The organism is Bradyrhizobium sp. USDA 4474 (genome assembly GCF_054057515.1).
Window position 1 is genome coordinate 870,384 of sequence record NZ_JBSRZJ010000002.1, and the last position, 12,339, is coordinate 882,722.

The 12,339-nt window shown below is 57.4% G+C and carries 7 protein-coding genes and 1 pseudogene; 4 read left to right on the forward strand and 4 right to left on the reverse strand.

Going from position 1 to position 12,339, the window contains the following annotated elements; all coding sequences use genetic code 11:
- Positions 1-1,010: 1,010 nt before the first annotated feature.
- Complete coding sequence (locus tag ACVW16_RS06025; protein WP_456802249.1) at positions 1,011-1,223, reverse strand: hypothetical protein; 213 nt, start codon at positions 1,221-1,223, stop codon at positions 1,011-1,013.
- A gap of 3,118 nt (positions 1,224-4,341) precedes the next feature.
- On the reverse strand, positions 4,342-4,785 hold the full coding sequence (locus tag ACVW16_RS06030) for a cupin domain-containing protein (protein WP_456802250.1): 444 nt from the start codon (positions 4,783-4,785) through the stop codon (positions 4,342-4,344).
- A 518-nt stretch (positions 4,786-5,303) separates the two neighbouring features.
- Between ACVW16_RS06030 and ACVW16_RS06035 the strand changes: the two genes are divergently transcribed.
- Both ACVW16_RS06035 and ACVW16_RS06040 read left to right on the forward strand, forming a co-directional pair.
- Positions 5,304-5,714: a hypothetical protein gene (locus ACVW16_RS06035; RefSeq protein WP_456802251.1), complete on the forward strand. Its 411-nt coding sequence runs from the start codon at positions 5,304-5,306 to the stop codon at positions 5,712-5,714.
- A 10-nt stretch (positions 5,715-5,724) separates the two neighbouring features.
- Complete coding sequence (locus ACVW16_RS06040) at positions 5,725-6,825, forward strand: hypothetical protein (RefSeq protein ID WP_456802252.1); 1,101 nt, start codon at positions 5,725-5,727, stop codon at positions 6,823-6,825.
- Between the two features lie 1,625 nt (positions 6,826-8,450).
- Here ACVW16_RS06040 and ACVW16_RS06045 read toward each other — a convergent pair.
- Positions 8,451-8,744: a hypothetical protein gene (locus ACVW16_RS06045; protein WP_456802253.1), complete on the reverse strand. Its 294-nt coding sequence runs from the start codon at positions 8,742-8,744 to the stop codon at positions 8,451-8,453.
- A 159-nt stretch (positions 8,745-8,903) separates the two neighbouring features.
- Here ACVW16_RS06045 and ACVW16_RS06050 point away from each other — a divergent pair, with 159 nt between their 5' ends.
- Entirely contained in the window at positions 8,904-9,164 is a 261-nt protein-coding gene (locus ACVW16_RS06050; RefSeq protein WP_456802254.1) for a hypothetical protein, read from the forward strand.
- A gap of 1,513 nt (positions 9,165-10,677) precedes the next feature.
- Positions 10,678-11,244 (forward strand): hypothetical protein, encoded by a 567-nt coding sequence (locus ACVW16_RS06055; RefSeq protein ID WP_456802255.1) that lies wholly within the window; start codon positions 10,678-10,680, stop codon positions 11,242-11,244.
- A gap of 429 nt (positions 11,245-11,673) precedes the next feature.
- On the opposite strand, the pseudogene ACVW16_RS06060 reads toward ACVW16_RS06055, so the two are convergent.
- Positions 11,674-12,174: pseudogene (locus ACVW16_RS06060) on the reverse strand (IS66 family transposase); the annotation flags it as partial.
- Between the last annotated feature and the right edge of the window lie 165 nt (positions 12,175-12,339).

Sequence of the window (12,339 nt, forward strand, 5' to 3'; positions counted from 1 at the left end):
TGTCGATGATCGGGAGCCTTCTATTGTGCGTCAACCGTGGCCACCTCTTTAGCGCGTTGGCGAGCTGTCAGGGATTTGCCGCAGCATAACTGCGTCGGATCCCGCCCAGGCTAGACCTCGCTGAGTACCCATCCCATGTGGCGAAATTTTCCTTACCGTACCAACCGGCGTGGCCAAATCATTTTGGCTAGTCTCACTCCAGACGAGACTTTCGAATTTGAGTGGTTAGCCAATCAGATTCACAGAACCCCAGGTGACGAGATACGTTTTCGATCATTGGCTATGAGGTGCGGTGTGGCGGAAGCAGGCCTAGGCGGACCAGACCTCGGGACCTAGAGAAGTAACACCTTCATCGAAACTGATGATCTTTCGGCCATCCGCGATGCTGATGCCCCGTATAATTCGAAAGGGTTACTTGTGCAGGCATGAGCCGGGTCTAAGCTTTCGAGAGGCGGGTCCCTGCTCCGTCTAACAGACCGCCGGTCCAACACTGTCATCCAAAACGGCGGGCCGGCTAGTGTTAGGGTTACCCTTCACAGTTGGTTGATGATTTGAAGCACGAGCCCTTGAAAGCAAGAGGAGGCGAAAATGCGCGCTTTATCTGTCTCGTTCTTTGCATTGGGTTCGCTAGTCCAGGTTCATGCTCAAGACACTACCGACAGGCCTAGAAGATCAGATCCTGGCCTGAACAATGCCTGCACGTATACGATAGGTGGATATCCACGAGAGGTTGCAGCGGGCGTTAGCCTCTGTTGGCGCATAGCATATCCGTATTTGTCTGAGTACGCGTTATTGCACTGTGACCCAAAAAACAATCTCCAGGAGATCACGACGGTGAAGCGCGGTGATCGCCGATGTCAGCGATATGAGTACCGGCAATAGCCGCTTTGGTCGCCACCACGCGCATCGAATTGCTTCAACAACTCGCCCTACGACGCGCCGCGCGAACTTCAATGCGATCGCACGCGACTTTATCGGCAGGCTGGCTAGTCTGGCAAGTGGTTACTTGGCTAGCCATCTCGGCAACGAATGCCAAAATTGTCGCAGGTTAGCGCAAAAGTTTCTTTCGCCGCGACATCTTCGAAACAGAAGCGTGTGCCAATTTCGACGCGATCGGTCCACCAGTTGATCCGTTTTCCCTTTGCGATGCGCGAAGCTTCTCCGCGCAGCAGATCTAACTGTCTTCCAGCTGCGTGGACGATAAGGCAATGTTCATTAGACATTATACTCAATCCTAGAAGTAAATCGGAGAATACGAAGGCCGCAGCTGGAGGCAGCTGCGGCCCCGCGCATTGGTCAAAAAAAACCGGGTGAAAAGATTTAAGTGAAATATGGAGCCAGCCCCGGTGAGCCCCAACGTACTGCAACTCTGCCGTAGCGCAATGTCATCTAAGACACACTTGGAAATGTATTTAAGGCGCAGCAGGTGAGGGAGGGCCCGCCCGGGCTGGCAAACTGGCGAGCCCCCAACCCCAAGCACAAGGCCGCGTATGTCCCCGCGGCCCCGTCCCAAGCCTAAACTATGTGCATGGCATTAAGGATAAATTGATGGTGCCTTTCACGGCCGTTGGCTGCGGTGCTATTAAACAAAGGAAGCGATAGGTGTCCGTCTCTCGCTATCTGAATAACTCCGGCCAGCCGCACAAGGCCGGCGGGTTTTTCGGAGAAGCGCCGTTCGTTCCCAGCAGTCGCGAACGCGATCACTGCTTCGCTTCGGGGCCGGTGATTTCGGCGGGCGGCGGTGCAGCCCGGGAGGGCGGCGGAGGTGTTTCCGCCGAGGCTGCCGCAGAAGTGCCGTCACCCGCCCAGATCTTGGTGCCCCCTGGCCGTGCAGACTAATTTGCAACCCATTGGCGCAGCGACCTGGGCTGCGCTGCCAGCTTGGCCTGTTACTCGCTTTCGGTGGAGCAGTTTGAGCAAATGCGCTACCCGTAAAAAACAGCGCGACGATTCCGATTAGTGGCTTCATGGTCTGTCCCCCTATAGCTGAGCGCGTTCACCTTCCCAATGACAGAGGTGAACGGTGATAACGCGGCTGCTTGTAGTGCTTACCACAGTCAGCGATATTGATCGCGCACGCGATCGACGCTCTGCGTTGATGAATTAGGCAATGCCTCCACGGCAAGATCACTCCTGCCGGTGCCGTTTCGAACTTGCTTGAGAGCTTCACGTGGTTTCGCCATCCTGAGGCCGGTACAAAGCAGCCTCAACTCAAAGGATGCGCCGGCTCATCCGTGCGGAACTTGAATGACCATCATGGCGGGCGCTTGGCCGGGCGCTTTGGCTGAGCGACAGAGCGCGTTCCCTGCTGCCTAACGAGGTCGTCCATCAGCTTCTGCTTTAGCTGTTCGGCCTCTTCCTTGGTCAACCTCTCACCGAAGCGACCATCTTTTCCCAACTGCGCTGGCCTCTTGAGTTCTCGATCGTAGACCATCCAGTCAACGCTTCCCTTCCGAACGATGAACCTGGGGCCTGGCGGCTGCGTGTTGTTGGCCAACGTTAGCCTCCCACTTGGTCGGGCCGCTGGTTTCAAATTTGCACACCAGGCGGCAGTTTGAACTTGAACTGGGACACCGAAGTCCCAGCATCGTCTAAACTGCAACCTCTATGCCGGTCGGTACGTCTCCGCGTTTCAGCCGTGATCTTTTCAGACCAGCTCCAGCGCGCTCAAAAAGTGAGCGCTGGTATTCGGGCTTTCTTGCTCTCGCCACCGGCGCGCCTCAAAGTGGCTCAAATTTCGGAGCATCGCCCCAGGCCGAAGTCTCCTGCTGCTAGGGAACTTAGATGGTGCATGTTTTGCTATTGCTTTGCTTACCACCGCTCGCGGCACTTGCAGTCGCGGTATATGCTAGTGCGATGATCGCTCGGCCAAGGCATGAAAGAGAGCATCGAAATTCAGTTTTCTCCGCCGCGGGAGAACCGCTGACCTGAATCGGGTGCGCTCATTCTTCCTGCCTCGCGCGCAGCAGCTTGATGTACTGATCGAGCTGGAGCGGCTCAGCCATTTATGGCCTCGCTGACTGCCGTCGATACGGCGTGCGCGACGGGCCGCTTCTATGCGGCCTCGAACTTCTTCCAGCCGTCGTTCAAGCTGAAGAAGGAGCGACGTGAGGGAAGTCTGCAAGCGCTATAATCCCCCATCGACCGCCTATGAGCGTGCATTGGCGCATCCTACGTTGACGTCGGCCGTCAAGAAACGGCTACGCCATCAGTATCGCTCGCTCGATCCGGTCTCGCAGTCCAAGCTAGACCCGCATATTGCTACGATCGAAGACTGGCTCACAGAGCAGCTGCAGCTTTGGGCGCTCGCAATCGTCGGCCCGGCCCAAGCAAGAAATACCCGAGGAGTTTGGAAGAGACAGCATTGATTGAGCAACGTCTGCTGAGGGCGCTCAGACGGAGAGCTGCCGAACAATTGGTCGCCCAGAGCCCGCTCGGCGACACCACGACCTCCACCCCCTTGCCCGAGGTTGTAGACCGCTCAGGCCATGTAGGGCCAGCCCCTCACCCGCATCCGTCTGCTCGGCCGAGTGGTTGGGTGAAACGAAGCCGCCGAACGGAGTATACCGTTTCGATGGCTCGGCTGGGGCGGCGGTCCGGACGGGCAATCGTCCGATATCTCAACTGCCGGGGGATAAACCAAAAGATGACTTTCGCGCAGTCCCCGGTTTCTCATAATTCGCTCGTCACGCGCCGGAGCGCGTTGATTCGCGATGCCGGAAAGCATTCTCGTGTTGCTCGGAATCGGAAACGGGGCGGTTCTGACGATCTCGATCTGGGCATCAGCGCGAAGCGAGCGGTGACTCGGAATCGACCTCGCGTTTCTCGACTATCGAAGGGGGGCTCGGCATGTCGGCATCTTCCTGCTTGAACCGCGGCGATCTGGTAATGCTGACAGAGGAAGGCGTGCGCTGGATGGTGCCTAATCCAAAGCTTCACGCGCGCTGGAGATATCGCCGCGGCGTCATCGAAAGCAATTCTAGGGGTGGCTGGCATCGCGTGCGTTGGGACGGCAACAAATCGTCTACCGAGGCAATCCCGGCTAAGTTCTTGCTACTGGAAGCGTTGCAAGGCGATACGACGGGGACACGAACCCCATCAGCGTGCCGCTCCAATTTTGGGCCGAACTGCGGCGAATCCCTAGAACTTCGCGCGGCCTCAATAAAATGAGAAAAAAATGTCAGGCCACCGTTGCATGTGGCCCCGGATCAGCAGAAACATCCTTCACGTCCGATCGTGCGCTCAAGCCGGCCTTTTGTAGATCAATGACCGAGTGATATGTGGCAAGGCTTAACCACGGAGCGATCCTCGGTGGCAGGCAACATGCAATCACTCGGCGATCTATTCCGCAAGTAACCCGCCGGTCGCCCTCCCCGCTATTAAGGACCTGAGCTTGTTGACGGCGCGGATGGCAATACCGAACGGGAACGGATTGGTCAGGCGTAGGAAAGCAAGCTTCCTTACATAGCCCTCGACGTGCCATTTGGCTTGCGCACCCCTGCGAAAATGGATCACGTCACCGACGCCATAACGCTTTGGCTGCATGCCTTCGCTCTCAAGCACGATTGATCCTTCTAAAATCATAATGGTCTCGTCGAGATCGTAGTGCCAGTTGAACTTGCCTTCGGTGCAAGACCAAATCAGAGTGCGGGCCGTCTTGCACGCACTGATCGACAGCAGGCCCGAGCGAGCTTCGGGATTTCCTTCGATGATCCAGGATGGTTCAATCGGCGAAGGTTTGAGATCCAAGTTGCAATGGCCGGTTTCAATAAGCGAGAGCGGCATATTTCACCTCGTACAAAGGGCGCCTAGGGTTTGCCGAGCTTTCCCTGGATTGAAAATCCGCTTTTCCGCAAACAGTGTGAAGAGGCCACGTTGTCGCAACTTTCAAGTCGGCGAACGTTCCCAGACTGGTTCCCTCGACAACTTTAGGGACGATTGGAAACAGAAATGAAGTGATCAGATTAGCCTCTGCTGTCAAACGCCATCCGGAACTGCCCCCGCATTGCCTCGTTAAAAATGTTACCGGACAACTTCCCTGTTGTATCTGGGGCGGAGCTGCGGAATCAGTTCGGTGGCGGCTAGGGCAGGGAAGATCAGCATGCGCGCAAAGAGCGAGATCACATCAGCGCTGGCCGATCGTTATCGGGCGAGCGGGCGGCTCGAGAAGGACGGATCTAGACGAGCTGTGCGCCGTTGCGGGATGGCATCGCAAGCACGCGATCCGAACGCTGTCAGCGGACGGGGCATCGGGATCGGCCGTGCCGCGGCGGCGTGGCCGGACCTACGGAGCTTCCATTGGCATGGCGCTGATTGTGCTATGGGACGCGTCCGACCGGCTCTGCAGTAAGCGGCTCGTCGCAATGATCCCGTTCTTGCTTCCGGCTCTTGAACGGCACGGCAGATTGAAGCTTTCGGCCGATGAGCGGTCGAAGGTTTTGAGGGTTAGCGCGGCGACGATCGATCGCCTGCTGAGCGACGTAAGGATCGCAGCAGCCGGAGGACGCCGAGGACGGTCGGGCTTTTCCAGTGCCGTACGGCGGCAAGTCCCGGTGCGTACATTCAACGACTGGGGATCACCTCCGCCGGGGTACTGCGAAGCGGATCTGGTTGCGCACGGCGGCATGTCCGTATCCGGCGCCTTCATTCAGACGCTAACAATGGTGGATATCGCAAAGGGGGTGGACCGAATGCTTTCCGCTCGTTGTGCGTGAAGCAGCGCTTGTGGTCGAGGCCCTCAAGCGCGCGCAGAACCTATTTCCCTGGCCCGTTTGCGCGCTCGATTTTGACAACGACGGCGCCTTCATGAACGACACGGTCGTGTCGTGGTGCCGTTCTCACGATGTCGAAGTCACTGGCTCCAGGGCCTACAAGAAGAACGATCAAGCGTTCGTTGAACAGAAGAACGGAGCTATCGTTCGTCGCCTCGTGGGCTACGGGCGATTTGAAGGTATTGATGCCGCTCGTTCATTGGCTCGCCTGTTTGCCGCGGCACGGCTGCACATCAATTTCTTCCAACCCTCGTTTAAGCTGGAGGAGAAGCACCGCGAAGGTGCCAAGGTGATCAAGCGTTATCTTCCTCCTGCTACTCCGTACGAACGAGCATTGGTCCACCCGCATCTCAATGAGGCATTCAAATGTCGGCTGCGGGAGATTTACCGCACGCTTGATCCCGTGGCATTGCTGGCCCAGATGCGGGACGCTCAAAATGAGCTGGGCAAGCGCGTTGATCAGCGCGCCGGAAAGCCAGGGATGACCGTCGCGCTTTTGCAAAGCGACTTGGCCGCCTTTGCCCGAGAGCTCGGCGATGGTTGGAAACACGGTGAGCAGCGGGGTATTCATCGGCGCTGCTATGTGCGGCGCAAACCTGTGCCACGTCGGTCATCGAAGCTCGACCCATACATTCCCATGATCGAGGAATGGCTTGCCGCGGCTCCGCACTCGTCCGCGGTCGATCTTCTCTGCCGGCTGACCGCGCATCCGCCCGATGAGTTCAGTGGCCATCAGCGGCGTACGGTGCAGCGGTTGGTGAAGAATTGGCGATCAAAGGCCGCCCGACAGCTCATCAGCAGCACCGAAACCATACTATCGGTCCAAGCTTCCCTCCGTGCCGCAAGCCGCCTTCCCGCTACGGCGCTATCTGGGGGGGCGCGTCCGGGCGGCTTTGCTCTACCGAGCTACACCACCGCCGGGGACACGACTACGCCGACCACATCACCTACGAAAGTGAGACGAGCATTTTTCCAGTGTAACCACGACTATGAAGATCGGCCGCCGCCAACTGCCAGATTGGATAGGTTTCGACGCCTTCCGCGGAACATTTAAGTCAGCGACGACGTGGCCAATCCGATGGCGTCGTCCGCGGGATGCGCATCAACGATGACCTCGAGCATGTTTGCCGAAACGTCTGTAAGTGCTCGATCTCCCACCGCCGATATTCATGTTGCCGTGCGCGGCCGCCAGATTTCCGTTTGAGAGCGTGGTGTTCGAAGCCGGGCGGTCGAACGTTGCGCGACTGCTAACGCCTCTCGAAACAACTTGGCTGCGTCTGGCGGCAAGTGAGCATTTAACAGCATTCATTGTTCTTCAGGTTGAGGAGTTTTGAGGCGCGGTCCCATTCCGGGCCCAATCGACTGCGAATCCCGCCGGGCCGGCGTAGCTAACCCAGTCGCACCGAAGTTGGTTACGAAGCAATCGTAAGGCGTGTCGCCGCCGGAATTTCAGGCAGCGTCGTTCGTTGCACACTGAAGGCGAAAAAAACAGCGGAACGGCTCGTGGTCGCGCGGAGCTAGTTTCGCGAGAAGCGTTTCTAGATCCTAAGGGAGCGGTTCTCCCCTTTAACCTTGAGCGGTTAGCTTAATTTCACCGCGTTATTGCAGGCTGCCCATCAAACCGGCATCGTTATCGGCGCCCGTCCTTGGTAGCTACCAGCGGATACTGGCTGGAAAGCTGGCGCCCAAAAGAGAAACCGCCCGCAGATCTCAGCTAGCGAAGATTCGCGCTGGTGCGGCTTTCGCCCGCTGCTTTCCAGATAGGCGCAAGAATGGTGTGTGACTTACTTCACACTCGCAGGTGAGTCATGTCTGATACAAACCGGCCAAGCAAGCCTGGGGTCAACGTGACCGCGCAAGAACACAACGCCGTTCATGAGAGGACTTTTCGTGCTCGCGCCTTCGTGGCTGCCTACGCACTAGCGGTCGGCGTCGCGACGGCTGGCTGGCTCTACACCATAGTGCGTGCTGCGCTAAAACTCGCCGGTTGGCTCTTAGGTTAAACGGCCGCTGCTAGCTGGCTGATCTTGATCGCGGCACAAACGATCATGCCCCACAGCGCGAAATTGATCTGCAACGCGACCGCCATTTCCAGTAACCCTTATTTTCCGGACAGCCGCGTTCTTGATGACAGGGGTCTAGGCCAGAGCGACTTTTGATCCGATGGATTGTCAAACACCGGTTACGTTCGGCAACCCCGGACCACTACTGACCCACAGCCCTGAAGGGAATGCGGTTATCTATCCCTAAGGTAGTATCCCATCACCGGCCCGACGATCCCCTCTTCCGTCTGCTTTGCGCAAAAGCTGCCCAAATTGATCGGCGCGACGTTTGCGGTTCGAAAAGCCGCGATCATCAAAGGATGGTGCCCGCCCTTTCTGCGCTGAGCCGTGACGAAGTTGTCGGAAGTGTTGGCATTTGTGCTCAACAACGCAAATCTTCTCCGCGCGAAATTCCATGAAGCTCCCCCGTCCAAGATGAACGTGTTGGAAAATTTCAAATCCGTTGCAGCGGGGAAACTCGAGGCTAGGACGGTTCGTCGTTGAGCGAACCGAACGGTGATGCCGGTGCTACGGGGTTACGTCGACAATGACCCAACCTTGTCCGCGAATTCTAGGCAACGAATCATTTCGAGCTTGCTGATCTTGAAACGAATGCCGACTGCAATTCTGTCAGTTTTCAAATCCATTCGCTTACGAGATAATTTTGGGCCGTGGTTATGTGGCTAAAACGCTCCTGGTGCTCTCCGTCTTGCTGCTTGGGTTCACGGATCTGTTCACTACTAACATGATCCTCAATCTCGGCCTTGGCGAGTTGAATCCATTCGTGCATATTGCTCAGACGTGACTTGGTCCTTGGTGGCTTATCCCGAAGCTCGGTTTGACCTATTTCCTGATATGGCTGCTTTGGCGTAGCAAGAATCCTTACAACATCGCTCTCGTCGTCGCTTTGCTGTACGCCGGTACTGAACAATCTCCTCATCATCGCAAGTTCACACTGAAGCGCTGATCCACAGCCAAATGTGCTGACGAAGGGCGCAGGACCGGACTGTGAGAGGCTGGCACGGAGGTTGCGAGACGCAGCTTAGGACCGCACGGCCGCCCTCGATCCGTGCCAAACTGGAGCAAGCACATGCGGATGCCATCCCGCTTCAAGACGCCTTCGCATCCCCTAAGCACCAGGATCAAGCTGCAAGCCCTACTCGCCGACCTTCATTGGAAAGTTCACCTGCTCAGCTCCGATATCGTCGCGGAAGAGCAGCGGACGCACATCTCAAATCTTTCGGACCGAGCATACTCAATCCTCGCCAGAAACCACCGGTCCCGGCGTGACAACCTTATGGCGACGATTGCTGTGCTGGAAAAGCAGCTTGTTGTAGCGGAGCAGCCTTGAACCCTTGTCTCTCCGGTGAGTTCCAGAATTAACGGGACCGCGCGATATCAAGCTTAATTCGAAGCCGAGATTGCAAGCACGTCGGCCACGGCTAGTGTTGTTGATAGCCGACATTTCCCCCCGTTCGGGCTACCCTGGCGAAGTCGGCGCGCCATCATACTCGGCGTGTCGGCTTCGTTCTATCCGCCGCAAGCGCGAGAGCTTCATTTGGCGAATGAACCCGACCATGACCCGTTGGATCTCGCTGAGCTACGAAGACAGATCCCTCGCAAAAGTCTGACAATCGTCTCGTTACATCGCGATTAAGTCGCTTCCTAGTGAAGATTGCGTTCCTGTCAGAGCCAAAGGAGGCGGCGCACGCGCAACGTCTGCGCTCCAAATTCAGACGATCGCTGCAAACTCTTGCAGCGATCGCGGCGCAGAACCATCTGCGAAGGGAATCAGGCGTCGCTAAGCAGCCCAAGTAACATTAACGCAGACGTTCTTCCGCTTGCTGGGGCCGCCGCCGCTACTAGATGCAGTCGCGAAGTCGTCCTCGTCTCCCGTACCTGCGACCTCGCAGCGAGGAATCGCCCTCGCCTTTGTCAGCGAAACGAAGCCGACGAAAGTGGGATCGTAATCATAGCCAACTAGGGGACGACACTGTTTCAGCGGAATGCCGCTTCTGGCAGAGGTGCCACGCTTGTCTCGCAATGCCAACGATCTTGGTCAGCGCGTTCGTTGCGCTGACCGTCGGCTGATCGTGGCCGTGATAGCCTGCCTCGTGGGGACGCGCTGTTGAGCCCCAAAGAGGTCGACAACGAGACTGGCGCATTCGCTGGCCAAACCGAAGCCGGAAACCGACGAATTCTCTCGATCTCGGACCCAACCTCGAACTGAAGCCAGCGAACATCTCGTCGGTATTTGGTTATGACGTCCGACGAAGTGCTGTGAGGACCAATCAACAAGCTGAACATCGTATTGGCTGCTGAGGCCGGACTTCGTGCGTCGAGAGGGGCGGCGTCTGCAAGGTGAACCGCGGTGCGCGGCCCGAGCCCAGGCATGCGCGACGAAGACCATCTGCGGCCTCGGAAAGCCTGCTCCAATACTGCTGTCATTGTCCTCAATTGACATAGGGCTCGCTTATCGGCACGGTCTACGTCGAGGTCCATGCTAGAGGGATTTGCAGTTCCGGCTGCGTCTGCTCACAACGCGCAGCGTCCAGACCGACGGTCAACTGCCCCTCTCATGGACCGTCGGCACAACCGCTGATGTTGACAGATGGCTCCATGAGAACGGATAATGGCCGGTTCAATCACCAGATGGAGGACGATCCGTCCCGCCCTCATTCGCACGCCGCCCAACCACCGGCGGACGATAACGTCACCGAGGACCGAGAGCCGGATCCAACCATCGATCAAAGCGACAGTTCGCCGATAGTTCATCCTCCCCAAGAGACCTCCGCCCTGTCATCGGCGCACACTTCGGTTACGGCCCAGAGAAGTCCGGACGTGCAACCGCAATTGCGGAGTGGATGCAGCAAGGACACCATATTTGGCGCAGGCACCTCCAGCACGATCAACTCCCCGAGGCGACCGGAGGGGCGATCGGAAACATCGAGCGCTGGTTGCTCGCATTGCTGAGCGTTGTTGTCATCGTGATCTGCGTTTCTGCGACCATAGTTTTCATACAGGTCAAGTCGCTCAAAGGGGAGATCGCAACGCTGCAACGCGAGATCATTGCGTTTAAGCTTCGCCTAGCTAAACTTGATCAGATCGCTCTCGCCAATGAAACACATGACAAGTCAAGCGGGACACCCAAGCCACCGGCGCAAGCTCGTCCTGACCAGGCTTTGCTGCAGCTATCGCGCGAAGAGATCCAGTTGGTCCGGGATTATATCAAGCCTGCCCCCATCGCAGGCTCCGCGACTGATGCGATTAAGATTGGCGATCCCGTTTTGGGAGAAACCATCCCGTTCCCGTCTCAGGTCACGGAGAAGGTGCGGAAATTGACTGGCGCGAGATTTACCATTCGCAACGGCGTCATTCTCATTACTCGAAACGGCAGCAATCGCGCCGACGTTGTGATCGGGCCCAATTGACCCCGCAGTTGGCAGACGTCCCTGCCCCGCCCGCTCGATTCAAAAGCCGATCAAAGAAAGCCAAATTATCATTTCCCTGCTAACAGGGAAATTTACAGGGAAAACACCCCTCGCAGGCAGTCTTCGCAAAACGACAATTGGCAAGAAGCACCCGAAAATCCTCAGAAATCCCCAGGGCCCCAGGATGCGCCCACATCAGAACAGGGAATTTTCTGATGGCGAATAGGGAACCTGTTGTCTTGGGAGCACCGAAAAAAGCCCGTCTCGGAAAGCCCCATGGTCTTGCGATTGGCGTTGGGGGGTGGATTGATTATCAGGACGGACGCCGTGCTGGGGTGCAGCCGCGCCGCTTCGAAGGCCGAGGCGAGCGCAAGATAGGTCTAGGGGCGGTGCACAGTAAGCGTCGTTATTAGGCACGGCTTTGAGGGCTTGAGCGCGGTAGGCCCAGGGCAGTAGCTGGTCGATGTCGCGGTTGGGATGCCGGTTGACGATCCTGGTCGGGACGTCGGAGAGATAGGCGAGCGGATCGACGTCGTTGAGCTTGCAAGTCTCGACCAGGCACGCGACGACAGCCCAGTGTTGGGCACCGCCGTCGGATCCGGCAAACAGCGCGTCCTTGCGACTGAGCTTGATACCACGGATTGATCGTTCGACTATTGTTGTCGAGTTCGATGCGGCCGTCATCGATGAAGCGCGTTAAGCCTTGCCAACACGAGAGGGCGTAGCGGATGGCCTCGGCGAGCTTGATTTTCTGGCTGATGAGAGTCACCTTGGCGCGCAGCCCTACCTCGAAGGCACTGCCAGTGAGTCGGCTCTTCTGCTGCCGCACGAGGCGACACTCCTCCGTGCTGCGGCCGCGGATCTCCTTCTCGATCGCATTGAATGCGGCGATGTGCTTCAGCGCCTCGCTCGGATCGGAGCGGGGCCGGCTGTTATTCCGATTCGATTGGCCGACCGTTTGTCCGAAGTTTATAGGAGTAGTTCTTCAGGTTTTGGCCCTCTTATGACGCGCTCCAATGACGACGATGTCCGGCGTCCCGTTTGTGAAAAGTGCTCGCGTCGAATGTCGCTTGTGGGCGAATTGCCCGAGGTGTC